At 62.4% G+C, this 24,329-nt stretch carries 20 protein-coding genes; 5 read left to right on the top strand and 15 right to left on the bottom strand.

Going from position 1 to position 24,329, the window contains the following annotated elements; all coding sequences use genetic code 11:
• Positions 1 to 64: 64 nt before the first annotated feature.
• The 9 genes from DEO45_RS09580 to DEO45_RS09540 form a co-directional block, all read right to left on the bottom strand.
• Complete coding sequence (locus tag DEO45_RS09580; RefSeq protein ID WP_027485193.1) at positions 65 to 478, bottom strand: hypothetical protein; 414 nt, start codon at positions 476 to 478, stop codon at positions 65 to 67.
• 245 nt (positions 479 to 723) lie between these two features.
• On the bottom strand, positions 724 to 2,979 hold the full coding sequence (locus DEO45_RS09575; RefSeq protein WP_395121387.1) for a heavy metal translocating P-type ATPase: 2,256 nt from the start codon (positions 2,977 to 2,979) through the stop codon (positions 724 to 726).
• A gap of 138 nt (positions 2,980 to 3,117) precedes the next feature.
• Positions 3,118 to 3,645 (bottom strand): DUF411 domain-containing protein, encoded by a 528-nt coding sequence (locus DEO45_RS09570; RefSeq protein WP_395121386.1) that lies wholly within the window; start codon positions 3,643 to 3,645, stop codon positions 3,118 to 3,120.
• A gap of 26 nt (positions 3,646 to 3,671) precedes the next feature.
• Positions 3,672 to 4,781, bottom strand: a complete 1,110-nt coding sequence (locus DEO45_RS09565) for a c-type cytochrome (RefSeq protein WP_027485190.1) — start codon at positions 4,779 to 4,781, stop codon at positions 3,672 to 3,674.
• A gap of 11 nt (positions 4,782 to 4,792) precedes the next feature.
• Positions 4,793 to 6,076, bottom strand: coding sequence for a copper resistance protein B (locus DEO45_RS16700; RefSeq protein ID WP_027485189.1), 1,284 nt, complete (start codon positions 6,074 to 6,076; stop codon positions 4,793 to 4,795).
• Entirely contained in the window at positions 6,073 to 7,860 is a 1,788-nt protein-coding gene (locus DEO45_RS09555) for a copper resistance system multicopper oxidase (protein WP_027485188.1), read from the bottom strand. The genes DEO45_RS16700 and DEO45_RS09555 overlap by 4 nt, the downstream gene beginning before the upstream one ends.
• 577 nt (positions 7,861 to 8,437) lie before the next feature.
• On the bottom strand, positions 8,438 to 8,767 hold the full coding sequence (locus DEO45_RS09550) for a hypothetical protein (protein WP_027485187.1): 330 nt from the start codon (positions 8,765 to 8,767) through the stop codon (positions 8,438 to 8,440).
• A 112-nt stretch (positions 8,768 to 8,879) separates the two neighbouring features.
• Positions 8,880 to 9,188: a hypothetical protein gene (locus tag DEO45_RS09545; RefSeq protein WP_027485186.1), complete on the bottom strand. Its 309-nt coding sequence runs from the start codon at positions 9,186 to 9,188 to the stop codon at positions 8,880 to 8,882.
• Complete coding sequence (locus DEO45_RS09540; protein ID WP_027485185.1) at positions 9,185 to 10,348, bottom strand: tyrosine-type recombinase/integrase; 1,164 nt, start codon at positions 10,346 to 10,348, stop codon at positions 9,185 to 9,187. The genes DEO45_RS09545 and DEO45_RS09540 overlap by 4 nt, the downstream gene beginning before the upstream one ends.
• 168 nt (positions 10,349 to 10,516) lie before the next feature.
• Here DEO45_RS09540 and DEO45_RS09535 point away from each other — a divergent pair, with 168 nt between their 5' ends.
• Positions 10,517 to 11,524 carry a DNA-binding protein gene (locus DEO45_RS09535; protein ID WP_027485184.1) on the top strand — a complete coding sequence of 336 codons (1,008 nt, stop codon included), beginning with the start codon at positions 10,517 to 10,519 and terminating at the stop codon, positions 11,522 to 11,524.
• Here the strand turns inward: DEO45_RS09535 and DEO45_RS09530 are convergent.
• A complete protein-coding gene (locus tag DEO45_RS09530) occupies positions 11,460 to 12,206 on the bottom strand; it encodes an alpha/beta hydrolase (RefSeq protein WP_114342878.1) in 747 nt (248 codons plus the stop codon). The two genes, DEO45_RS09535 and DEO45_RS09530, sit on opposite strands and share 65 nt — an antisense overlap.
• 124 nt (positions 12,207 to 12,330) lie before the next feature.
• Between DEO45_RS09530 and DEO45_RS09525 the strand changes: the two genes are divergently transcribed.
• Positions 12,331 to 13,251 carry a LysR family transcriptional regulator gene (locus DEO45_RS09525; RefSeq protein WP_114342876.1) on the top strand — a complete coding sequence of 307 codons (921 nt, stop codon included), beginning with the start codon at positions 12,331 to 12,333 and terminating at the stop codon, positions 13,249 to 13,251.
• A gap of 650 nt (positions 13,252 to 13,901) precedes the next feature.
• Here DEO45_RS09525 and DEO45_RS09520 read toward each other — a convergent pair.
• The 5 genes from DEO45_RS09520 to DEO45_RS09505 form a co-directional block, all read right to left on the bottom strand.
• Positions 13,902 to 17,201 (bottom strand): TonB-dependent receptor domain-containing protein, encoded by a 3,300-nt coding sequence (locus DEO45_RS09520; protein WP_114342874.1) that lies wholly within the window; start codon positions 17,199 to 17,201, stop codon positions 13,902 to 13,904.
• A 410-nt stretch (positions 17,202 to 17,611) separates the two neighbouring features.
• Positions 17,612 to 17,761, bottom strand: coding sequence for a hypothetical protein (locus DEO45_RS16835; RefSeq protein WP_428992435.1), 150 nt, complete (start codon positions 17,759 to 17,761; stop codon positions 17,612 to 17,614).
• A gap of 14 nt (positions 17,762 to 17,775) precedes the next feature.
• Positions 17,776 to 18,042: a transposase gene (locus tag DEO45_RS16775; protein WP_262982190.1), complete on the bottom strand. Its 267-nt coding sequence runs from the start codon at positions 18,040 to 18,042 to the stop codon at positions 17,776 to 17,778.
• Positions 18,043 to 18,175: 133 nt separating this feature from the next.
• Positions 18,176 to 19,555: a HAMP domain-containing sensor histidine kinase gene (locus tag DEO45_RS09510; RefSeq protein ID WP_114342872.1), complete on the bottom strand. Its 1,380-nt coding sequence runs from the start codon at positions 19,553 to 19,555 to the stop codon at positions 18,176 to 18,178.
• Complete coding sequence (locus DEO45_RS09505; protein WP_114342870.1) at positions 19,552 to 20,211, bottom strand: response regulator transcription factor; 660 nt, start codon at positions 20,209 to 20,211, stop codon at positions 19,552 to 19,554. The genes DEO45_RS09510 and DEO45_RS09505 overlap by 4 nt, the downstream gene beginning before the upstream one ends.
• A 611-nt stretch (positions 20,212 to 20,822) precedes the next feature.
• Here DEO45_RS09505 and DEO45_RS09500 point away from each other — a divergent pair.
• The 3 genes from DEO45_RS09500 (at position 20,823) to DEO45_RS16830 (ending at position 24,300) form a co-directional block, all read left to right on the top strand.
• Positions 20,823 to 21,908 (top strand): YncE family protein, encoded by a 1,086-nt coding sequence (locus DEO45_RS09500; protein ID WP_223250838.1) that lies wholly within the window; start codon positions 20,823 to 20,825, stop codon positions 21,906 to 21,908.
• A gap of 133 nt (positions 21,909 to 22,041) precedes the next feature.
• Complete coding sequence (locus tag DEO45_RS09495; RefSeq protein WP_114342949.1) at positions 22,042 to 23,442, top strand: MFS transporter; 1,401 nt, start codon at positions 22,042 to 22,044, stop codon at positions 23,440 to 23,442.
• A gap of 474 nt (positions 23,443 to 23,916) precedes the next feature.
• A complete protein-coding gene (locus tag DEO45_RS16830; protein WP_428992436.1) occupies positions 23,917 to 24,300 on the top strand; it encodes a hypothetical protein in 384 nt (127 codons plus the stop codon).
• Positions 24,301 to 24,329: the final 29 nt, after the last annotated feature.

The raw sequence follows: 24,329 nt of genomic DNA, 5'->3' as shown, positions 1-24,329 counted from the left end.
TCTGCGATCTGCGTCGCGCCATGCAGGCGCGACGCCACATACGTCAATGCCGCAACGTGTCAGATCAGATCAGGAGTGAGCAGAACAACAACATGGGCGGAGGTGGCGGCGCGCGCAGATGCCCGGCCCGTTGGAGCGCGCGATTCGATGGCAGCGCAACGACGGCGGGCGCCATCAGCATCGATGGCATTGCCGGCAACACGCTTAATGGCACCGCCGTCGTATGCGCTTCAACCTGCGTCGCGTGATCGGGCGTGCAATGCTTTTGGCACAGCGGGCTGGCGGGGGCATCCTGATTCTGCGCACAGCCGCCGTCCATGCCCGACATCGAAGTCATCAGCGCAGCCGCCGGTGTCGCTTCGGGGACCGTCGGACAAACGTAGGCAGCCAGTGCCGTCTGCTGCCAAAGCAGCAGCAGCGTCACCAGCCAGATAAGGCGGCGACGTGTGGCGCGATGCATGCGGAAAGGACGGGCCATAGGCAACACTATATCTCCAAAATACCAAGAATTTCATTGACCTGAATCAACTACAGATTGTCGGCCCGGTCTCCTTCGCTGTTCTTGCCGGCCAACCCCGGCCCTCCTGGAGAACGGGGTGGTCGCCAAGCCCGATACCAAGGTGTGCTGGGCGTGAGGAAGGAAACACATGGTGGCGTACTCCCGCGTGCCGGCGAAGGCATCGCGCTGGATTCGCTTCGCTTCATTCGCCGGCGTTGGTCATCTCAGCCATGCCGTTTTCGGCCCAGTCGCAATGCGTTGGCAACCACCGACACGGAGCTCAGGCTCATCGCCAAAGCGGCGATCATCGGGCTGAGCAACAGGCCCGTCACGGGGTACAGCACGCCGGCCGCAATCGGTACACCCAGCGCGTTGTAGAGGAACGCAAAGCCCAGGTTCTGCTTCATGTTGGCGACGGTGTCGTTGGAAATCGACCGTGCCCGCACGATGCCGCGCAAGTCGCCCTTCACCAGCGTCACCTGCGCGCTCGACATTGCCACGTCGGTGCCGGTGCCCATGGCGATGCCGACATCGGCGCCGGCAAGCGCGGGTGCGTCGTTGATCCCGTCGCCAGCCATCGCGACCCGGTGTCCCTCGGCTTGCAGCTGTTGTACAAGTTCGATTTTGTCCTTCGGGCGGACCTCGCCATGTACTTCGTCGATGCCCAGGGTACGCGCGACCGCATGGGCGGTGGTGACGCCGTCACCGGTGGCCATCACGATGTTCAGGCCCGCATCGTGCAGTGCCACGATGGCATCTTCGGTGGTGGCCTTGATCGGATCGGCCACCGCGAGCAGGCCGGCCAGGACGCCATCGACCGCCAGATACATCACGCTGGCACCGGCCCGGCGCAGCTCTTCGGACGGGATGGAAAGAACGGAGGCATCGACCCCGACCTCGTGCATCAGCGCGGTATTGCCGATCGCCAGGATGGCGCCTCCCACTTTGCCGCGTACCCCGATGCCGGTGGACGACTCGAAGCTCTCCGGCGTTTCTAGCGTCAGGTTACGATGGCGGGCTTCCGCGACGATCGCGTCGGCCAGTGGGTGCTCGCTGCCCTGATCGAGGCTGGCCGCCAGGCGCAGCACCTCCTGCTCGGTGAACCCTTCGGCCGCGAGCGCGGTGTGGAACGCCGGACGTCCCTCGGTCAAGGTTCCCGTCTTGTCCACGATCAGGGTGTCAATCTTGCGCAGGTTCTCGATCGCCTCGGCATCACGGAACAACACGCCTTCCCCGGCGGCGCGGCCGGTCGCCACCATGATCGACATCGGCGTGGCCAATCCCAGCGCGCAAGGGCAGGCAATGATCAAGACCGAGATCGCGTTGAGCACTGCGAACGTCCACGACGGGTCCGGGCCGAACAGTCCCCACACGAAGAAGGTCGCGACGGCGATCGCGAGGACCGCGAGCACGAACCAGAAAGCTACCTTGTCGGCCATGCGCTGCATCGGTGCGCGCGAGCGTTGCGCCTGTGCGACCAGTTGCACGATCTGCGACAGCACGGTCGCCGAGCCGACTTTCTCCGCCCGGATCACCAGGCTGCCGGTGCCGTTGAGGGTCGCGCCGATCACGCTGGAGCCGATGGCCTTTTCGACCGGGACGGGCTCCCCGGTCAGCATCGACTCGTCGACATGGGAGTGTCCCTCGATGACTTCGCCGTCCACCGGCACCTTTTCGCCGGGGCGTACGCGCAGGCGATCACCGACGTGAACGCGGCTGAGTTCGACATCCTCCTCGCCGCCATCGTCGCGCAGGCGGCGTGCGGTTTTGGGGGCCAGCCCTAGCAGGGCTTTCAGGGCAGTCGAGGTCTTCGAGCGGGCACGCAGTTCGAGTAGCTGGCCGAGCAAGGTCAGCGAGACGATCACCGCGGCGGCTTCGAAGTAGACGCCCACGCGGCCGTGTTCGTGGAATGACTCCGGGAACAGGTCCGGTACAAGGGTGGCGACGATGCTGTAGCCGAACGCCGCGCCGACGCCGATGCCGATCAGGGTCCACATGTTGGGACTGAGGTTGCGGACCGACTGCACGCATCGAACGAAGAAGGGCCAGCCTGCCCACAACACCACCGGCGTGGTCAGTACCAGCTCGATCCAGGTCCGGGCGTCCACCGGCAATCGGGGGAAGTGGTGGCCGAACATCGCCAGTACGAGCACCACCAGCGTTGCCGGCAAGGTCCACCAGAAGCGGTGGCTGAAATCACGCAGTTCGGGATGGTCCTCATCGTTCAGTCCTGGCATTTCCGGCTCCAGTGCCATGCCGCAGATCGGGCAGATGCCGGGACCGTCCTGGCGCACTTGCGGATGCATCGGACAGACATACATCGTTCCCGTCGGTGCCTGCACGGGGGCACCATCGGGTCGCCGGGTCAGATATTTGGCCGGATCCCTCGTGAAACTTTCCAGGCAGCGCGCCGAACAAAAATGATGCGTTACTCCATCATGTTCGGCGTGATGGGCGGTCTGGTGTGGATCGACCTGCATGCCACAAACCGGATCGATCGCGGTTGTCACTGCGCCGGGTTGGGTGTGACGTCCGTGGTTGTCGGCGCCCGTGTGGTGATGATGGGTGTTCATGCATCCTCCCATGACGATGGCAATGGCTTGACGTTGATCGACGTGTCAGTGTCCGTGGCGGGCGAAGTCGGACGTCGTGCCGTCGCGGCCGACCAGCTCAACCACGTAAGGCTGGACGCGGCCATCGGGCATCTCCATGCCCGGCGAACCGGCCGGCATGCCCGGCACGACGAGGCCCTTGGCATCGGGCTTTTCAGCCAGGAGCCGCTTGATGTCCGGCGCCGGCACATGGCCTTCGACAAAATAGCCGCCCACTTCGGCGGTATGGCATGACCCTTTGCCGAACGGAATGCCGACCTGACTCTTCACCGAATCGAGGTCGTCGACATCGCGCACGTCGACGTTGAAGCCCGCGGCACGCATATGGTCGACCCACGCGCCGCAACATCCACACGTAGCGCTTTTGTGCACCAGCATGACTGGAAGCGATGCGGCCGGTGAGCTTGCTGTTGCGGCATGGATTGTCGCGGAGGATGGCTGGCTGGACTGCGCATCGACGGGGTAGGTGCAGGCACCAAGCGCGCTGAAGGAAACAACGGAGATGGCTGCGAACAAAACGTTTCTTGCATTCATGGCTGAGATGCTCATTCGCTTCACGGTCATTCTCCCGATACCGGTGCGGATTGCCACTGGATCGAGACGATCTTCCAGTCTTTGCCGTCCTTCTTGAGATTGAGCAGTTCGCGGCTGCGCAACATGGTCGGCTTGCCCTTGACCATGGCTTGGATGTCGCTCTCGCTGCCGACCATCGCGGTGTCGCCCATCGGCATCGAACCGAGCGAGACGGGTGTGATCCTCGCGCTCTTCAGGAACGCGATGTCCTCGCCGAGATGGCCGTTCGCGTAGTCGTCACGCGTCTGGGTATGCCCGCCTTCGCTGATGGTGACATCAGGTGCCAGCAGGGCAAGCACCGCCGTTCGATCGCCATGCTGCAAGGCCGTGTGGAACGCCTGTGCCACAGCTTCGGCCTCTGGTGCCGCCTTTGGCTTCATTCCATCCAGCGACAGCGGGGTTTCGGCTGCAGGCGCGGTGGTCGACGCATGATCATGGCTATCCTCTGGAGCGGCGCCATGGCTGTGACCGGCCTCGCCGGACATGACCATGTCTTTCATGTCGGCAGCACCGTGAGCGTCCTCGTCAGCAGCCCCACCGTGGCTATGGCCGCCTTCGTCGCCCATGTCCATGTCTTCATCCGGCGGCGCCTTCGCCACCATGTCCTTGTATTGCTCCGGCGTCATGGCCGGCAGCTTCTGCAGGAACGCGACCATGCTCCAGATGGTGGGATCGTCGTGACTGCCACCCCATGCCGGCATCGCGCTCATCTTGATGCCGTGCTTGATGATCCAGAACGCGTCCTTCGGATCGACCCGCGTCTGTGACAGATTCGGTGGCTGCGGGTACAGTCCGGGGCGAAGCTCCGAGTCCTTCATGCCCGGCTTGAGGTGGCACTGGGTACACATAGCCGCGTACTGGCCGGCCCCTTTCAGGATCAGCTGGGGATCGTTGAGATCCGGAACCGTGAGGTCTTCCGAGCGGACATGAATGGAGCGCTCGCGCAGGGTCTGCATGACCGCGAACACCGGCTTGGTGTGATGGTCGTCGGCGCCGATGTTGTAGATGCCGGAGTACACGAACGCGCCTGCACCGATGGCAAGGACGCCAAGAACAACGGCGACGGTGATGCTGTGATGCTTGATGTGCTGTTTCATGATGTTTCCCCTTAAAACCAGATGCGAACGCCGGCCACGATCTGCCGGTCGAGAACGGGTTGATGATCCTGCCGCGCGTAGTCGGCGGTGGTGCCGATGCGACGCACCCAGTTCACGCCGATGTACGGCGCGAACTGACGACGGATCTCGTAGCGCAGACGCAAGCCGAACTGAATGTCGGACACGCCGCTACCGATCCGGCGTTGCGGATCGTTCTTGCCGTACAGGTTGATCTCCGCTTCCGGCTGCAGGATCAGGCGCTGGGTGAAGAGCATTTCGTATTCGGCGCGCAGACGCGCGGCTGTACGACCGGAAGCCCCGACGTAACCCGTCGCTTCCACCTCGAACCAGTACGGTGCCAGGCCCTGCACGCCAAAGGCCGCCCACGTGCGCTTGGGGCCTTCGCCCACGTCCTGGCGACCGCCGAGCTGAGTGCTCCAGAACGTGGCGATGTTGTGGTTCCAAAACGCTTCGAGGTCGCCGTCTTCCAGCTTGCCGCGGCTGCGCTCGCCTTCAGTGCGTACCCACAGCTTGTTCTCGTCGTTGCCGTACCAGCCTTCGGCTTCCCAACTCTGGCCGTTGGCATCGCGGCCGTGGAAGGCTTCCAACTGGTCGATCAACAGCCTGCCCAGCGGTGCGTTGTCGGCCATGTCCATGCCTTTCATGGAGCCGTAGCCGACGCCGTCGGAGTAGTCGGAGCTGCGCGCATTCGCTGGCGGACTCCCGCCCTGCATCGGGCCCATCGTCATGCCCGGCATCGCACCCATGCCGGTCATGTCGCCTTGATCCTTCTTCGGCATCGCGCCGTGATCCATACCGGCCATGCCGCTGTGGTCCATCCCCTGCATCGCTTCCGGGCTCATGCCGGGCATCGACGAGTGATCCATCCCCGACATGTCGCCGGCGGGTGCTGCCGATGCGGCAGGTTTGGCGGGCGTGGGCATGTCCGACATCGCGCGGTGATCCATGCCAGGCATGCTGCTGTGATCCATGCCCTTCATGCCATCCATGTTGTGGGAAGCCGGCGTCGGCGGGGCTGCGACGGGTTTCTTCCTGGCTTTCTTGGCAGGCGGTTTCGTTGCCGGCTTCGCCGTGCTGCTCGCAGCAGCCGGCATGGCCATACCGGACATGCTGCCGTGATCCATGCCTGGCATGGAGCTCATGTCCATCGACGATGTGCTGCTGGACGCGGGTGCACTCTGCGCCGTGACCACCGGTGGCAACGCCAGCAATATTGCGGCCAGCAACGCGGAACGCAGCGGGACGACTGAGGTGCTGCGGCGATTCATTTTCATGACACCACCACTTCGCGGAACATGCCCGCTTCCATGTGATACAGCAGGTGGCAGTGGTAGGCCCACCGACCGGGGTTGTCGGCCGACACCGCATAGGTGATGCGCTGCGCCGGCTGCACGTTGATGGTGTGCTTGCGTACCTGGAACTGGCCTTCGGGATTCTCCAGCTCGCTCCACATGCCGTGCAGGTGGATCGGATGGTTCATCATGGTGTCGTTGACCAGCACGATGCGCAGCCGTTCGCCGCTGTTGAAATGCACCGGCTTGGCGTCGGAAAACTTCACGCCATCGAACGACCAGATGAAGCGATCCATATTGCCGGTCAAGTGCAGCTCGATCTCCCGGCTGGGTTCGCGCGCGTCGATCGGTCCGCCGATGGTGTGCAGGTCGGCGTAGGTCAGCACGCGTCGACCGTTGTCGCGCAGGCCGATGCCCGGGTCGTCGAGGTTGGTACGCGGCATGTCCACATGCATGTCCACGCCGGGGCCGTATTCGGTGCGGGCGTGGCGCACCACAGGCGCTGGCGCAGGTGCCATGCCCGGCATCGCACCGTGATCCATGCCGGCCATGCCCTGCATGCCCTGCATGCCGCTCATGCCCGACATGCCTTGCATGTTCCCGTGACCGGCATCACCCATCGCCATCGCACCCATCATGTCCTGCATGGCCAGCCACTGAATGGGATCGGGCTTGGGCACGTCTGCTTCCATGCCGGCGCGCGGCGCCAGCGTGCCGCGAGCGTAGCCGCTGCGATCGATCGACTGGGCGAACAGCGTGTACGCGCGCTCGTCCTGCGGCTCGACCATCACGTCGTAGGTTTCGGCCACCGAGATGCGAAATTCGTCGACCGACACCGGCTCGACGTCCTGGCCATCGGCCGAGATCACCGTCATCTTCAGGCCCGGAATGCGCACGTCGAAGATCGTCTGCGCCGATCCGTTGATGAAGCGCAACCGGATCTTCTCGCCGGGTTTGAAGATGCCGGTCCAGTTGCCCGCCGGCGCCGCACCGTTCATCAGGTAGGTGTAGGTGTAGCCGGAGACGTCGCCGAAATCGGTCGGGTTCATGCGCATCTCGTTCCACATCTTGCGCATGGCCAAGGCCTGGCCCAGCCCCTTCTCGCGCACATCGCGAAAGAAATCCGGCACCGTGGGCTGGGCGAAGTTGTAGTAGTCGCTCTGCTTCTTTAGCTTGGCGTAGATGCGCTCGGGATTTTCATCGGTCCAGTCGTTGAGCATCACCACGTAATCGCGATCGGTCGGATGGCGATCCGGGCTGGCCGGTTCGATCACCAACGGGCCATACAAACCCGTCTGTTCCTGGAAGCCCGAGTGCGAGTGGTACCAATAGGTACCGCTCTGGCGCACCTTGAACTGGTAGAGAAAGGTTTCGCCGGGAGCGATGCCGTCGAAGCTGATACCCGGCACCCCATCTTCCTGGAACGGCAGGATGATGCCGTGCCAATGGATCGAGGTCGGCACGCGTAACCGGTTGGTCACTCGAAGGTTCACCGTAGTGCCTTCCTTCCAGCGCAGAATTGGACCCGGGATGCCGCCATTGACGGTGGTCGCCAGACGCGTGGCGCCGGTGTAGTTGACCGGTGTTTCGGCAATATCGAGTGCGAAATCGGTGCCGCTCAGCACGGTGGGCTGGCCGGGGCTGGTCAGCGCCCAGGCATTCGAAGGACGCAGCAGGCCCAGGCCGGCTACGGCACCGCCGATGGCCACGCCTTGCACGAAACGACGCCGCGACAGATCCGCCGGGGGCGGGGAAAACAAGTTCATGGGATCTCTCCAAGGCAGGTGATATCGAACATTACCGATACCGATCACAGCCGATTGCTTGCGATCGCCGACACGCGACGATCGAACGCAAAGCTCATTAGCAACGAGGGAGAGTCAGACCGCCGGTGGTCGCAACGGAGGGGCGGTATTCAACGAAGGCGCGCTGCTGGGCAGCGGCAAGGCGTAGCGGGCGGTGATCGCAGTCGAGATCAGGGCAACTGCTGGTCCGGGTGGCAACGTGGTACTGCACATCGCGGCACAATTGCAGGTGTGTCCCGTCATGCCACCGCAGCAACCGGCCTGATCGTCGCAACAGGATCGGGATGCCTTGACGGCCACATGGTGGTGACAGTGTTCACTGACCGCCGCGACCGTTGCGTGCATGGGATGGGAGTGAGGACCTCCCGTCATGCCCATCGGTGCAGCGGCCAATGAGTTGATGACCAGCATCAGCCACGCCAACACGCCCATCGCCCGAAGGCGACGTGAACGAGCAAGCAGACGTAGCGAGAAGGTCATAGGGGGAGCTTACCCGTGTGACCTGACACCCTCAACTCTGGAGGTGGGTTCAGGGGATTCACGGCTTGCTGAAACCCATATGCAAGGTGATTTTGTCGCCGGCCTTCAGGCTGGCCATGGCGGACGGTGGGAAATGCACCTTCAAGGCCATGCCCTCAGTCGTCACATCAACCACGCCGGTCTTCGTATCGGCCGCCGTCACCGTCGCCGGCATCATGTGCATGCCCATCATGTTGTCGTGCATGCCCTTCATGTCCGAGTGCATCGCACCCATCTTGTCCATGCCGCTTGTGGGCGTGCTGTCTTGGGCCACGGCGACGCCACTGAGGGCCAATGCGAGCGCCAGAGAGCCAAGCGTCGAAAGTAGTGATTTGCGTGAAGTAGTCATATGGCTGTCCCAACGATGAGTTGCCAAACGCAACAGTGTCGAGCGTGTGCCCATTTGTGTGTACGCAAGTTGAAATTCCGGCCGATTGTCCACTTTGCTACGGGCAATGTGGTTACACCTTTAAATAATCCTCACAGGCCACAATGAGTTCGCGTACCTCGGGTTCGCCGGCATCGGTACGCGCCAGAAGTATCGCGCGAAGCTGCGAAATCTGGTCGTTGTTCGGGATCAACTCCGACGGGCTTTCCCACATCCAGTCGACCACGATCGGGAGGAGTTTGGCGGCAGAAAGGGTAGCTACTTCCTGCCGAGTCGGGACATACATGCCCGCCCGAAAAACCGGGCTATTCACGCCGTGGCTTTTCCGGGCGGCCTTGAACGCACTGTCTGGCATGCCAAAGCGGTCGTCGGGGTCAGTCATGGCACGTCTCCGTGGGACACCGATGGCTCGATGCGTGGCTTCGTGGTGCTGGCATGTCGCGCATCCTCTTCCGCATGAATATAGATCGAGGTCGTACCAATGGAGCTGTGACGCAGATTCTGCTGGATGTGGTGGATCGGGGTGCCGTCCTCGGCCTGGTGCGTGGCGGCCGTATGCCGCAGCCAATGGGTCGAGGCCCGCCGCACCCGCGCGGCTTGGGCACCATCGTGCTTTTGCAGCTCGTCGGCCACGCGCCGGAAGGTGTCCTTGACGATCTGGTAGACCGCCGTGGGTGTCAGCGGGGAAGACCGTCCGGCGATGCCCAGAATGGCCGGGGCTGTGCCGTCGCCCGAAGGCAACGCCGGCAGTCCATGGAAGCGCCGATAGCGTGCAAAGTCTTCCATGAGACCGTCGCTTAGGGGAATCGTGCCCTCGACGCCGCCTTTCCCCACGGTATGCAGCCACCACCGGCCACGAATAGGCTGAAAATCGCCCTCGCTGGCGGCCGCGGCTTCGGCGGCCCGCAAGGCGGTTTCATAGAGAAAGCGAAGGATCCAGCGAACGCGTTCGTAGCGCTGCCGTTCCCGCGCAGTTGTCTGTGGCCAGCCGTCGACGACGCGTAGCACCTGGTCCCAGAGGGCACGGTCCAGGTAGCGTTCGATCGTGCGGCGGGGGCCGCGGCGTGCCCGTCGGCGCTGCAGCACAAACGGACTGCCCGCGAGATAGCCAGCGCGCACGAGGTAATTGAACAGCCCCGCCAGGATGCCCAAGGCCTGCCGGCGACTGCGCTCGGCCAGCGGCCCGATGAACAGTCGCCGATGCTCACCGCGACGGGCGAGACCGGCGTCGCACCAGGTCGCCGGTGGCTGGGCAAGAAACGCCTCATAGGCGATGACATCCTCGCGGGTGAGACTGGACACCGGCTTGCCACGCACTTGGGTGGCCCAAAGCAGCAATCGCTCGGCCTCCTTGCGGTAGCTGCGGAAGGTATGCGGCGAGTCGTGATATTCCGCCAGCCACAGGCCGATCGCGGCCACGTCGTCGTTGGCGGCGATCTGCCGCGCCACACTGGCCGGTGCGCGGTTGGTGCCGACACCTCCCGACAGGGCGGGCGGCAAGGCTTGGGGCAACGCCAAAAGGGTCACTGCAGGCTCAGTCATGCTTTCCGATGTCCGACGCCACGGAAAACACAGCGTACTGCCAAAAGACTTTCGATTATAGGAGTTATCGTAAATTTCTTGATTTAATCATTACGTATATAACGTAATACTATGATATACATTCTCTTATCCTTCGAAATTGACCCTCCGAGCGACTGGGAATTTGCCATGAGCCGTGTCAGCGATACCCGTCAGCGTACCCGTGAAGCCGCCGCCCAACTCGTTGCCGGTGCGAAGCGGCCGCACGAAATCACCGTCGACCAGATCTACGCCGTCATCCAGCAAGGCAGCCGTACGACGATCAATGACGAGCTGAAGCAGTGGAAGGACGAACGTACGAAGGCCGATGCGCTCGGTGCTGATCTCCCGGCTGCTGTGGCCGACGCCATGCGTGCCCTGTGGGTGGTGGCCGTCGAACAGGGCGAGGTGGTGTTCGCCGAACAGCGGAGCACTTTGGAAGCTGCCGTGGCAGATGCGGAGCAGCAGCACGCTACGGTTACGCAGGCGCGCGACGACGCATTGGCGACCTCAACGACACTGACCGAACAGTGCGAAACACTTCGACAGCAGATCACCACGCTGCAAACGCGAGTGGAGTTCGAGGCCACCGCGAAGAATCAAGCGCTTCAGGATGGCCAGGCACTGCAGCAGAAACTCATCGCACTCCAGACCGACACCGCCGAACAGATCGAACGCATCCGTCAAGCGCAAACTGACCAGGCCGAAGAATTCCAAGCCGTGATTGCGAGCCGGGATGCGGCTTTTCAGGTCGAACGTGATACAGCGAACGAGCGGCTGGAGGCCGCCCAAGCCCGCATGCTGCAGGAGATCGATACAGCTCGCGAAGGCCAGCGGCGCGCAGAACAGCAGATGGTCAAAACGCGAGAACGACTGGAGCGACAACAAGCCAGTTTGGCGGAGCTGCGCACCGAAGCAGGACATCACCGTCGTGAACTGGCCGAGCGTGATACCCGCTTGGGGGCATTGGCCGCGGCTGTCGCGGATCGCGATCGCATGGCCATCGAACTGGCCGCAGCTCGCGGGCAATTGGAAGGTTTGGGAACGGCGATGCAGTCGCTCGAAACTCGGGCTATCACCGCCGAGTCGCGTATCAGTACGCTGCTGGACGAACGGAAGTCGCCAGCAACGCCTCGGAAGAAACAGGGCAAGAAGTGAGACGCGTAAGCCTTGTTTGAGGCTTATGACCCAATTTTACCCTTATCCGGGCACGACCCCGGGTTTTGTAGTAGTCGGTCGCTTCCCACACGTCGCGCTCGACAAGGCCAGCGGCTTTGGCGGCTTCCGGGCTGGCGGGCAGCAATTCGTTGACCTGCAGTTCATTGCCACGCGCTTCCTTGGTGCGCTGCGCGGCCATGGCCTCCAGGGCGCCTATCGGGTTGTAGCCGCTGAAGCCTTCGCGAAACAGCCTGCCGATGTTCACCGGGGTGACGCCGACCACCGCCTTGATCCGTTTGTCGGTCAGCGTGGCATTCAGCGCATAGCCGCCACCGCCGCAAATACCGACGACACCGATGCGGTCGGCATCGACATAGGGCAGCGTCACCGCGTAGTCGATGACATGGCTGATGTCTTCGACGCGCTGCGTCGGATCCTCGACCCAGCGCGGCTCGCCCCCCGAAGCACCCTGGTAGCTGGCGTCATACGCGATCACCACGAAACCTTCCTTCGCCAATGCCGCGCCATAGACCTTGCTGGAGGTCTGCTCTTTGCAGCTCCCGAAGGGGTGCACGCTGACGAGCGCGGGGTACTTCCTGGCCTCGTCGAAGTCTGGCGGGAGCAGAATCAGTGCTGCGATATCCCACGCCATGTCGCGGTTTCGGAACTTGATGGATTGCATAGCGGATCTCCCGTCTGGAACCGAGCCGACACCGGCTGGACGAGGATCAAGCTACGCCCCGAATTGGGCTTTCGGAAGGCCACAATGAACACATGAGTGCTAAGCATGTGTTTACAATCAGCGAATGGATCCTTCCCTGCTGCCTTCCCTGGCGTGGTTCGCCCACATTGCTCACCACCGCAGCTTCACCCGGGCGGCGGAGGAGATGGGGGTTTCGCGCGCGGCTCTTTCGCAGAACCTCAAGGCGCTCGAGAAACAACTCGGCGTGAAGCTGCTCTACCGCACCACGCGGGACATGTCGCTGACCGAGGCGGGCCAGCAATTGTTCGACACCCTGCAGCCCACGCTGGGCGAGATTGAACACGCGGTTCGAAATCTGGGTGACGCAAACGGTGAGCCGTCGGGCTTGATCAGGGTCAATACCTCGCGCATGGCAGCCAAGGCTTTGATCGAGCCGCACTTGCCGGAGTTTTATGCGCGCTATCCGAAGCTCAGGCTCGAACTGATCATGGCCGAGCCTTTGTCGAACATCATCGCCGACGGTTGCGATGCTGGCATCCGCCTTGGGCGCAGCCTGGCTGATCATGTAGTCGCTGTGCCGGTGACGCCGGTGTTGTCGATGGCCGTGGTGGGGACACCCGACTACTTCAAGCGGCACGGTGTGCCGAAGACACCGAGCGATCTGGCCCACCACAACTGCATCAACTATCGCTATTCCGGCAGCGGCGCCCTGCACGACTGGGATTTCAACGAGCGCGGCAAACGTGGGCAGCACTTCACGCAAGCCGTCACCGGAAATCTCACCACCAACGACGACGAGGGCATGACTCGGGCTGCATTGCAAAGCCTTGGCCTGATCCAGAACATCGACATCGCGATTCACCCATACTTGGCAGATGGGCGCCTTGTGCGTGTCCTTCGCGATTGGGCCCACACGCAAGCCGGTTTCTATCTATACACGCCCACGCGCGAGCAGATGCCATCGAAAGTGCGGGCGCTTCTGGACTTTCTGGTTGAGAAGCGGAAAGCGATCGCGCTCGTGTAGATAATGGTTGGGCCGGTGTTCTCGATGCTCGCTTGGGTGAAAGCCGACGCCCTTCCCTACCCTCGATAATTTGCCCTAATCGCTTGCCCCATGCCCACTCCAGCCTAAGACCATAGGCAGTGACGCTGACCCGGAGTTAGAACAAACGGCAATCTAGAGGCTAGTTGTGGCCAGTGCCCGAGGAGAGCGCTTCGTAGACGAAAAAAGCGCTCAGCATCAATTGGCAACGATGGCCACAACGTCGACAAAATTTATGCTGCTGCGCGCTGGTCAACGTGTGGATGGTACGCAGGACATTGCTGCGGCCGAGATAGGATCACTGCGCCCGCCGTGGCCCTACGGGATCCATGGCGACACGGAAGGTGCGGCAATCGGTCGAGGAACGTACGATTTTTGCACTTATCTGGCTCGATCACGCGCGGAAGTGACTGGGCGGCGATTGATCAGACCATCTTTAGGTCGATACGCCATGGATAACTGAATAAGCAAGCATGAGATGTTGACTCGCAAATTGACTCACTTCCCTCATCGGTAAAATCCACTGTTGATTTCGCTGGTGTGGGAGATTTTCAGCGTTGCCATGAAGCCGCTTTCGCTCGGCTCCGACTGCGTGAGGGACACGCAGCCGGAACCGGGACATGCGCCTTACTTCATAGCTTGGCCTTGATACCGACGAAGTACGTGCGTCCCACGACATCGTAGGTCGCGGCATCCGTCAGTACGGGTGCACCCGCGATCCGCGGCGGAGCCTTGTCAGTCAGGTTTGTAACGCCCGCTGTGAGCATAATGTTGTGCGATACCTGCCAGTGAGCATCCAAGTCGAAGTAGTTGTAGGCCGGCACTCCACGATCGCCGCTTCCGGTGCCGTCCATCAAGTCGGTCATCGCAGAGATGTAGCGCCAGTGCAGCGCCGCCGACACCGGCCCAACGGAGTAACCGAGCGTCGTGTTGGCCTTCCACCTCGGATGCGACAGATCGGAGATGCTTGAGCCATCAGCGGCCAACGCCGTACTGGTGTCGGCGACCGAGCCCGCGTAGTTACTGGCCGCAATACCAGGCACGCCGGAGATCGTCAGCGAGTGCACGTATGAGATGAACGTCTGCAGCTTCACCTGGCCACCCAAGGGGGAAACCAGGTCATGCAGCGGGAATCCCCAGTGAGCCTCCATGTCGACGCCGGTCGTGACATACGAACCGATGTTCTCCGAAGACTCCCGGCCAAGCGTGATGGCTCCGGTGTTCGGATCACGCGTGATCCGCTGGCAGAAGGCGTTGCTTTCCGAGTAGCTCGGATTCGAGTTGTTGGCGTTGAAGCAGTTCTGCAGGACCGTATCGAGAGTCACGCCCGCGATCGCGCCCTTGATCGCTGTGTGGTAGTAGTCAACGGACATGCCGAGGTCACGCACCATCGGCGCATCAAAGTGCGGCGTCAGCACCCAGCCTAACGTGTAGGTATCGGACTTCTCGGGCTGCAGATCCGTGTTGCCGGTGATGATGCCGTTCGCCGAATTGAGACCGTAGGTGAACGACGGATACACCGACGCGGGCACGCCCTGTGCCTGGCACAGGGCCGCAACTTGGGAGGCGTTCGAACCGCTGCGCTGCGGACTGCCGACTTCGCACGGATCGCCATTGATGCTGTCCTGCGCCTGCACGGTCGGGTTGTACAGCTCCTGCAGGCTCGGCGCGCGAATCGCGCGGTTGAACCCGCCACGGAACATCAACGCATCGTCAACCTGCCAGCGCAGACCCACCTTCCAGGTGTTCTCGCCGCCGAAAAGATCGTAGTGCGAATAACGTTCGCCGAGGTCGAGCGAAAGGTTCTTCGCGAACGGCTTGTCGCTCAGCAGCGGCACACTCAGCTCGCCGAACACTTCGCCCACGTTCATCGAGCCGCCCGTCGAACCGATCAGGTCGTACGACGGAGAAATGATGTCCGGAGGGATCGGCGAGGGCATCACGTTGAACGCCGGATTCAGAGCCGAGTCGGCCTGGTAGCTGAACCGATCAGCGCGGTAATCGACGCCGAATGCGGCCTCAACAGTCCCTGCCCACAGATCCCCGAGCTCCCCGCTCACGGTGCCCTGGAAGTAATCCTGCGAGAGCACCATGTGGTTGTGCGCGGTGCCCGTGACGTACGCCAGACAGCCGGGGCTCATCTGGTGGTTACCGAGCGGATTCCAGGCGTAACCGACGCAGTTGTTGCCATTGGAACCAATGTAGTTCGCCGTGCCATACAACATCGTCTCGAGAGCCGGCAGATTGATGTTGTTCCGCTGATCGTTGTTGAAGTTGGTCTGGCCGTAGGAGGCGAACGCGTTCCACTTCCAGCTCGACCAGCCGAACCAGCCATTGAGTCCGGCGGTCAGCTGGTAGTTGTTGTAATGGAAGCTCTCGATGCGCGGCCCGAGCCCGGTCAACCAGGCTTCCATCTCGAGCGGCCCGGTGCTCGGGGTGCCGCCAGCGGTCGACGCCGTGCGGGAATTGAGCAGGGACATCAGCGCCGCATTGCCCGTCACAAATGGATTGTTCTGCGGCACGTAGACGAACTTGCCCGGACCGGCGAACGCGGGGCCGTTGTTGTCCGTGGCAGTCGAGCTCATGAAGTTGACCTGTGCGTAGGCCTGAAGGGATTCGTTGACGTTGTAGGTGACCTTCGAGAACAGATTGATCCGATGCGATGGGACCTGCACGAAGAAGTATTTGCCGAGGTAGTCCTTGATCGTCGTGCAGTCCGGGGAAATCGCGAGCCCCGGGATCTCGCCCACCGGCCCCTTGTAGTTCTGCACGCAGTTGCCTGGCGCACGCGTAGTGAACAGGGTGCCGTCACTGTTTACACCGACGTAGCCACCGTAGTTGCCAGTGCCGGCGATCGGCGTCGTGCCAGGGTAGCCGGCCAGGACGGAGTTGACTGCGGAAATCGGAATATTTCCGCCGAGCTCGCCGGCGTTGAAGATACCTTCCGGTGCGCGCGGCACGCCACGATTGAAATTCACGGGGTCGGAGAAGAAGGTTCGATCCGCACCGGTGATTGCATCGCGCTTGTTGTACTCGAGGTCGATGACCGCGTTGCCCTTGTTGTCCGCGAACTTGCTGCCCATAAGGACGCTGGCGCTGTTTTCCTGGCCACCGCCTTTGGTGCTCCCCCCAGTCTGGGCGGAGAGCTGGATGCCCTGGAAGTCCTCACGCAGGCGGAAGTTGACGACACCCGCTACGGCGTCCGAGCCGTACGTGGCCGAGGCGCCGCCGGTGATCACATCCACGTTCTCGAGCAGCGCCATCGGAATCAAGTTCAGGTCGACCGCGCCGTTCGGGTTGGTCGGCACCAGGCGCTGCCCGTCGAGCAGTACCAAGGTACGCTCGGCGCCGAGGCCGCGCAGGTCGGCGTAGGACTGGCCGCCCTGAAAGCCGGTGGCACCCTGCACGTCGCCGACCTCGCTCTGGCCCTGCGCGGCCGCGAACTGTGGCATCCGGCCAATCGCCGAATCGAGCGAGACCTGGCCGGCGGCGACGATCTGGCCGATGCCGATCGTCGCCAGTGGGCTGGAGGAAACTTCGCTGCGGCTGTGGACCTGGAGCAGGCTACCGGTGACCGTGACGGCTTCTAGCCGCTTGACTTTTGGCTGCTTGACGGGCGGCGCGACCGAGCTCGCCACAGCGAGCTGCGGCGCGGAGTCAGCATCCGGAAGGCTCGTCCCGCCCGCGGCCGCGGCGGTCAGGGGATCGCTCGTGAGATCCGCGGCGTGCGCAGCGGCGGTGGTGGCCATGAGCCCCACCACGATCATGAATATGGCGCGCGCGAGTGGCCGCTGTACGAATGGTCGGGTGTGGGTACCCATACCCGATAGCGACTCAGGATCATCCACAAACTTAGGCGCGGAGACAGACCGTGACGAAAATGCCGTCACAACCGGCAGCATCGCAGATGCGGCGGTATGCTTGCTCTTCATGATTTAACCCCTTCCACGGTATGTCCGAATTGTTCCGGACGGGACACTACGATCAAAGATCCCGGTCGCCCAACAACGACGATTTTCTCCCCCGGTAACTTCGACTACGCGAAATCGTCGCCACCTATAGCCGCTCGACCTAAAAGCAACCTGAAACTAAAATAAATTTTCGTTAATGGAATTCGCAGACATCCCATTTCGTGGCATCTTGACTTTGTGCAATTTGCAGCGACCTGGGAGCCTGGGCTTAGCAGGCTGTTGAGAAGCGACGGCTTGAACATTGCGTGATAGAAGGGATTGATCGCTCGAGGCTCATCATCGTCGGATTCGGCGATATTTCCCGGCCAGCAGACGCACGTTCCCTCACGTCGGCGAGGGGTTCCACCACTCGCCGATGCCACCAAGTCGGATCAGGTTGTATGCCGCGAAGTTCCAGTGCACCCATGCATTGACCTTCGCCAGAGCCGGGCCAGCCGCACGGTGTGTGCGAAGAAGCACTGGGCGATCTCGGCGTCGAACAGTCGATACCGGTTGACGGTAAAGGTCGAGTGATCCCACACCTGGTCGTCGATGTTCAGACCCGCGAACCAGCGGAACAGCGGAACAGCAAGTTGTAGTTCAACTGCTCCATCAGCAACCGCTCGCTGCGTACGCTGTAGACCACTTGCAGCACCGAGGCGCGCAGTAACCGCTCCGGCGGGATCGACGTTCGGCCGCTGGCGGCATAACGGGAGGCCAGCACCTCATCGAGTTCCTTCGGGATCGTATCGACCAACACCCGCAACTTGCGGATCGGATGGTCGCCCGGCACGCGCGCATCCACCGACACATACGAAAACATGCCCAACTGCTGGATATCCGCTCCGCGCACTGCCACGACCCTGATGATTGATGGTGGCTATGATTGTCGCCGCTACGGGGCGTTTCTCAACAGCCTGCTAATCACCCACTCTTCCTCCAGAAAAGAATTCGGATTACACAAGATTCTGTACACGCTCGTCGCTCGCAGGCAGCTCGAACACCACCCGCAAGCCCCCGCCCTCTGCGCGCGGCTCCGCGTGGATGCGCCCGTTGTGCAGCTGGATGATGCTGCGACAGATGGCCAGACCCAGGCCGCTACCACGATCTTCCTCGCTGCTCTGGTGGAAGCGCACGAAGCGTTCGAAGGCACGCTCGCACTGATCACGGGTCAGGCCCGGTCCCTCGTCCTCAATGCTGACGCGCCAGTAACGGGGTACAAATTCCGACCGCAGTGTGATCGAGCCGCCCGGCGGCGAGGCTCGCAGAGCGTTGGTGAGAATGTTGAGGACGACCTGCCGCAGCCAGCGTTCCTCGAACGCCACCCAACCTTGGCCGCGACACGTGCAGCGCAGGCGTCGTCCCTGGTGCTCGGCCAAGGCGCAGACGTCCTGTTCGAAGCTCTGCAGAAAGCGGTGCGGATTCTGCACGACCAGATTCATGTGGATACCCTGAGCCTCGGCGCGCGAGAGAAACAGCAGCTCATCCACCATCTGGTTGATGCGCGCCAGCTCTTCCAGCTGTACCTGCACGGCATCCTCCTGCGCCGAACTCAGGTTGCCGTCGACCAGCAGTTTTTCGGCATGCAGTCGCACCAGTGACAGAGGTGTCTTGAGCTCGTGGGACACCTCAGCGCTGAACTGGCGAACTTGATTGAAGGAGGACTCAAGCCGGTCGAACATCTGGTTCAACAGCCGGGCGAGATCGGAAATCTCATCGTCGATACCGGTGACGCTGATGCGCTCGGTAAGGTTGTCGGAGCGTATGCGGTTGGCTGTCTCGCCGATCAGTCGTACCGGGCGCAGCATCATGCGGGAAAGTCCCAGTCCGATCACCATGCTGGCCAGGATCATGCCCAATAGCAGCGCCAAGCTGACTTCGGTATAGGCCACCATGGCGCGCTGCATCTGGCCCACCGGTGTACCGATGCTGACGTCGAACGGCGGCAGCAGGAACTCTGCGATGCGCAATTCGCCGACACCGGGCATCTTGCCGTTGAAGACCCGTTTGCCCTTCACGTCGGGCAACGGGTTGCCGGCCAGGTTCTTGGAACGGAAAAGGTTGCCATGCCCTGGCGCATCGATGCTGATGTAGAAGAGCACCGATGCGTATTCCGTGGTCTGGCGGATCCGCTCGTCGATGGTCGCCTGGTTCAGCGTCGCGTAGTCCGGCCCCAGACGTGCCTTTATCTGCCGGAATTCGGTGGCGTTCAGCAGATCCAGGTCATGGATCATGTAGCCCTGAAGCAGGTGATAGCCGGCAGTGAACAGGCAGGCCAGCGTGAGCGTGACGCTCAGCACGAACCAGAACGTGATGCGCGCCCCGATCGATTTCATACCAGCTGATAGCCGACGCCTCGCAGTGTCTTGAACAGCGGCTCACCCAGGCCGGCTTCCAGCTTGTTGCGCAGCCGGCTCATGTAGACGTCCAGCAGATTGGTGTCGGCAAGTCCGGGCCAGATACGCTCGGAAATGTACGAACGCGTAAGCGTGCGTCCCGCGTTCTGCATGAAGATCTCCAGCAGGGCGAACTCGCGACTGGTCAGATTCACCGGCTGCTCTTTCAGCTTGACGGTGTGGCCGAGCAGGTCGATTCGCACGCAACGGTGGGTGATGACCGTTTGCTTGACCGTCGACTGGCGGCGCAACAGGGAACGCACGTGGGCCAGCAGCTCATCGAAGCTGAAAGGCTTGGGCAAGTAATCGTCGGCGCCGATGTCCAGACCCTTGATGCGGTCCTCCACCGTGTCGCGCGCGCTGAGGATCAGCACCGCTTCGTTGAAGCCCGAACGGCGCCACTCGGCGAGCAGCTGCAGTCCATCGCCGTCAGGCAGGCTCAGGTCGAGGATGATCACGTCGTAGTTGGTATCGGCCAGCTCATCACGGGCCTCCCTGCAGGTGCCGACCCAGCACACCGTGTACGCGCATTCGCTGAGCCCCTGCTTGAGAAACTGGCCAAGGCGCTGCTGGTCTTCGACGATGAGAATCTTCATGGCGCGCCTGTCTGCCGACATTGCGCGGTGAGTGTATGCCAGCCTCGAACGCAACCAGTGACGCGACGCACAAAGCATATGCCACGCGCCGGAGCGTCGCTGAATGCTCCAGAGCGCTAGGGGAATCCGTGCCTGTCGCGCCGCGGCGCGACAGGTGCTGCCGCCGTGCTGATCTGAAAGAATTTTAAGAATCGTTACAGGTATCCGTCAGGTGCTTGCCCTAGGGTGCGTGCCATGCCGGCCGAGTCAGGTGTGAGGGGGACGGGGACAATCGCTGGTCACTGCGTCCCACCACCCATTCCTGCCCGCACCATCCCGTATGACACGCTGACATTCACTTCATTTCGCATCCATCGTCGAAGACAGAATCTATGGTTCGTTATGCACTGCTCCTGACGACTGCCCTGTTGGTGTCGCCGCTGCTGGCGCGACCGGCCAAGGTGACTCCCCCACTCCGCCGCCACCCTGATCGGGCGAAGCACCGACTGGAAGCCCGGGTATCCAGGCGACTTCGACCACTTCGGCTTCGATCTCAAGAGCAACCGCCTTTGGCTGGCGGCGGAGGATCACGGCACGCTGTGGTTCACGCCGGGCAAGTAGGAGGCCACCCCATGTCACCGTCCGTTCCACTCGAACAGCCACGGCGGCGTGCCTCGCGGGCATGGGTGATCGCATTGCTGTGCCTGGCGGCGCTGCCCACGCCGGGCCACGCCGCCCACTTCTATCGGCTGCACTCGGCAGTGACCTTGCCGGGCGAGGCGCCAGGATGGGATTATCTGAGCTATGACGCCGCGCACTCGCACCTGTTCATCGGCCGCCGCCAGAACGGCGTCACCGTGTACGACGTGGCGACGCGCAAGGTAGTCGCCACGATTGCGGGCACCGAAGGGGCGAACAAGGCAATCCTGGTCCCCAGGCTGGACCGCGGGTTCAGCGTGAACGGCGACGGCACGAGCACCGAGTTCACGCTGTCGTCCTTGAAAACCATTCGGCACATCCGTTTCGGCCACGACGCCGACGCCGGCAGCTACGAGCCGGTGACCGGGCAGCTGATGTTCACCATGGGTGACAGCGGCAAGGTCGCCTTCGTGGACGCCCGCAGCGGCAGGCTGCGGGCGTCGCTGCCGATGTTCAGCCACCACGTCGAGGCGTCGGCGCCAGACAGCCACGGCAACCTGTTCGTGGCCGAGCGCGACCGTGACGTGGTGCTGCGCATCGACGCCCGCACGCACGAGGTCACCGCCAGCTGGCCGACCGCACCGTGCCGCCAGCCTACCGGACTGGACTACGACGCCAGCAATCAGCGCATCCTCGTCGGTTGCCGCAGCGACCGGCCGGTGCTGGCTGTGCTCAACGCTGCAAACGGAGCCCTAGTAACCACGCTCCCGATCGGGCGCGGCAACGACGGCGTGGTCTACGACCCAGCTACCCATCGCATCTACACCGCCAATGGCATTGACGCCAACTTGGTGGTGATTGACCAGCTAGGCCCCGACAGCTACCGGCTGGAGCAAGCGGTCACCACCCGCCCGATGGCGCGCACGCTGGCGATCGACCCGCAGCGCGACCGGGTGTACTTGGTCGCCGCCGAGGGGGGCGTCGATCCGACAAGGAAGGTGGATACCGCGGTGGCGCCGTTCTATCCGAACTTCTATTTCGACAATAGCTTCACCGTACTGACGTACCAAGGGAACTGAAACAGGTAACGAAAGACAGGCCCGCGTTGCCGGCTCCTGTGCTTCATGCCGGACTTTGCACGACCTCGCTGGCGTGGTGCATGTGCCGCATTGCCTCGCCGGGGATCATCTCCACCGCTGACAGGTGAACAACGTGTCTGAAATTGCCTCCGCCAGGATCGCCGCCCGCCTCGACCGGCTGCCGCCATCGCGCACGATATGGAAGATCGTGCTGTGGATCTCCCTGGGCGGCGTGTTCGAGTTCTACGACCTGTTCTTCACCGCCTACGTTGCTCCGGGCATGATGAAATCGGGTCTCTTCACCTCGCAATCGCTGGGCTTTTTCGCCAGCCTGGACTCGATCAAGATCGCCGGTTTCGGCACCTTCGTCTTCAGCACCTTCGCGGGCCTGTGGGTGGGCGTGGTGCTGTTCGGCCATATGGCGGACCGCTACGGCCGGCGGCCGGTGTTCACCTGGTCGCTGGTGTGGTATGTGGCCTGCACCGCGATCATGGCGTTTCAGCACAGCGGTGAAATGCTCAACGTCTGGCGCTTCGTCGCCGGCGTGGGTTTCGCGGTGCAGCTGGTCACCATCGACACCTATATCTCCGAACTGATCCCGGGTGCGGAGCGCGGCCGCGCGTTCTCCGTCAACCAGTTCATCACGTTCGCTGTGGTGCCGCTGGTGGCGCTGCTGGCCTGGCTGCTGGTGCCCCTGAGCCCGCTCGGCATCGACGGCTGGCGCTGGGTGGTGCTGATCGGCTCGATGGGCGCCGTGCTGGTGTGGCTGCTGGTGCAGGGGATTCCGGAGAGCCCCCGCTGGCTGGCCCTGCAGGGTCGCACCGACGAGGCGGAAGCCATCATGGCGGCGATCGAGCAACGGGTGGTCGCGGAGACGGGCAAGCCGCTGCCGCCGGCTGCGCTGGCGCACGCCGAGGAGACCGGCCGTGGGCACTTCGCCGAGATCTTCTCGCCGCAATACCGCAAGCGCACGCTGATGCTGTCGGTATTCAACATGGCGCAGGTGATCGGCTTCTACGGCTTCGCGGCATGGGTACCGACTCTGCTGATAGCGCGCGGCATCACCGTCACGCACAGCCTCGAATACTCCTTCATCATCGCCATCGCCAATCCGCTGGGGCCGCTACTCGGCGTGCTCTTTGCCGACCGCATCGAGCGCAAGCTGCAGATCATGCTGGGGCTGGTGGTGATGGGCCTGAGCATGCTGGCCTTCGCCTTGGTGGACAACCCGGTCACGCTGATCGCGCTCGGTGTGGTGTTCACGCTGGCGGCCAACGTGATGTCGTATGCCTACCACAACTACCAGGCAGAGCTTTATCCGACCCGCATACGCTCCAGAGCGGTGGGCTTCGTCTATTCGTGGAGCCGCATTGCGGCCGCATTTGCCGGCCTGGCCGTCGGATATCTGCTCCATGCAGGCGGCGTGCTGGCAGTGGCGATGTTCATCGCAATCGCCATGGTGGTCGGCATTGCAATGATCGGCATTTTTGGCCCGCAGACCAAGGGTGTGGCACTGGAAGAAATCAGCCACTGAAGTTTTAAGACTTTCCTGGGGAAGACGTCGGAGATGCACGCCTACGTACGGGGGAGCCCAATGGAAGATGGGAAACCCGAAAACCTTCCCTCGACCCAACACGTGGAAATGAGAAATCCCCGACTGATGCCTTTCTTCGTGCCGATGGCTCGGCGGCCCTGCATAGGTAGCAGTTGTTCCTGAACAGGTTCGATCGAAAGCGCGACTGCCCTGCCCTCGATAACGCGCCCTAATCACTTCGCGGCGCATGCCTCCGACTCATCGTCAATTTGGGCAGTGACGCAATCTGCGGCCGGTCGTACCCGTACAGATTGATGGCGCAGTGCGAGAAATCCGCCCGAAGGCTTCATGTGCCGTGGAACTATACCCTTTGTGGCAAATTTCCGGGAGCGGTGCATCCGGCGCCGCAAACGTGATGCTCAACGGCGAGTCCAGTTTCACCGACGCGTCCCTCAATGCCAAAAGCGCGAGCTGTTGGATTCGTTCTTGGAGAGCCGGCGTGGCGACAATCGTCAGCAAGAGAAATACCTCTGCGAGTTCGCCTGGGCGATGGACATCGACCAGATACGCGGACCTTACAGCTGGCTCTCGTTCGAAAAGGCTTCGCAAGCCCAAATCAAGATCATTTGTCAGTACCGACGGCAGACATGCACGCGCCGGGAGCGTCCGACCAAGAAGACCGCCATCACGCGCCTGGAGCTCGAGGTCATGCAGGCGACCCGTGACAGTTCGCTGGAAGGCCTGCGTGATCCTGCCTTGCCCTGTTTCGGCTTCGCCAGTGGTAGGCGCCGGCACAGCGAACTCGCCGCGGCGGCCCTGTGCAATCTGGCTATTTGTGCCCATCCCCCGATAGTATAAAATAGCTTTCACATCAATATGTTGACGAT

Origin of the sequence: Rhodanobacter denitrificans, from assembly GCF_003335105.1 — a bacterium.
In the GTDB taxonomy this organism is placed as follows: Bacteria; Pseudomonadota; Gammaproteobacteria; order Xanthomonadales; family Rhodanobacteraceae; genus Rhodanobacter; species Rhodanobacter denitrificans_A.
Note: the sequence above shows the minus strand (reverse complement) of the source record. Positions and strands in the feature narration are given on the sequence as shown.

Bases quoted from the DNA above. Each gene is read 5' to 3' on its own strand.
- DEO45_RS09550 (WP_027485187.1), bottom strand. From the start codon at position 8,767: ATGACTACTTCACGCAAATCACTACTTTCGACGCTTGGCTCTCTGGCG.
- DEO45_RS09580 (WP_027485193.1), bottom strand. From the start codon at position 478: ATGGCCCGTCCTTTCCGCATGCATCGCGCCACACGTCGCCGCCTTATC.
- DEO45_RS09520 (WP_114342874.1), bottom strand. From the start codon at position 17,201: ATGAAGAGCAAGCATACCGCCGCATCTGCGATGCTGCCGGTTGTGACG.
- DEO45_RS16700 (WP_027485189.1), bottom strand. From the start codon at position 6,076: ATGAAAATGAATCGCCGCAGCACCTCAGTCGTCCCGCTGCGTTCCGCG.
- DEO45_RS09545 (WP_027485186.1), bottom strand. From the start codon at position 9,188: ATGACTGACCCCGACGACCGCTTTGGCATGCCAGACAGTGCGTTCAAG.
- DEO45_RS09510 (WP_114342872.1), bottom strand. From the start codon at position 19,555: ATGAAATCGATCGGGGCGCGCATCACGTTCTGGTTCGTGCTGAGCGTC.
- DEO45_RS09500 (WP_223250838.1), top strand. From the start codon at position 20,823: ATGTCACCGTCCGTTCCACTCGAACAGCCACGGCGGCGTGCCTCGCGG.
- DEO45_RS09575 (WP_395121387.1), bottom strand. From the start codon at position 2,979: ATGCAGGTCGATCCACACCAGACCGCCCATCACGCCGAACATGATGGA.
- DEO45_RS09530 (WP_114342878.1), bottom strand. From the start codon at position 12,206: ATGCAATCCATCAAGTTCCGAAACCGCGACATGGCGTGGGATATCGCA.
- DEO45_RS09505 (WP_114342870.1), bottom strand. From the start codon at position 20,211: ATGAAGATTCTCATCGTCGAAGACCAGCAGCGCCTTGGCCAGTTTCTC.
- DEO45_RS09540 (WP_027485185.1), bottom strand. From the start codon at position 10,348: ATGACTGAGCCTGCAGTGACCCTTTTGGCGTTGCCCCAAGCCTTGCCG.
- DEO45_RS09555 (WP_027485188.1), bottom strand. From the start codon at position 7,860: ATGAACTTGTTTTCCCCGCCCCCGGCGGATCTGTCGCGGCGTCGTTTC.
- DEO45_RS09565 (WP_027485190.1), bottom strand. From the start codon at position 4,781: ATGAAACAGCACATCAAGCATCACAGCATCACCGTCGCCGTTGTTCTT.
- DEO45_RS16775 (WP_262982190.1), bottom strand. From the start codon at position 18,042: ATGTTTTCGTATGTGTCGGTGGATGCGCGCGTGCCGGGCGACCATCCG.
- DEO45_RS09570 (WP_395121386.1), bottom strand. From the start codon at position 3,645: ATGAATGCAAGAAACGTTTTGTTCGCAGCCATCTCCGTTGTTTCCTTC.
- DEO45_RS09535 (WP_027485184.1), top strand. From the start codon at position 10,517: ATGAGCCGTGTCAGCGATACCCGTCAGCGTACCCGTGAAGCCGCCGCC.
- DEO45_RS09525 (WP_114342876.1), top strand. From the start codon at position 12,331: ATGGATCCTTCCCTGCTGCCTTCCCTGGCGTGGTTCGCCCACATTGCT.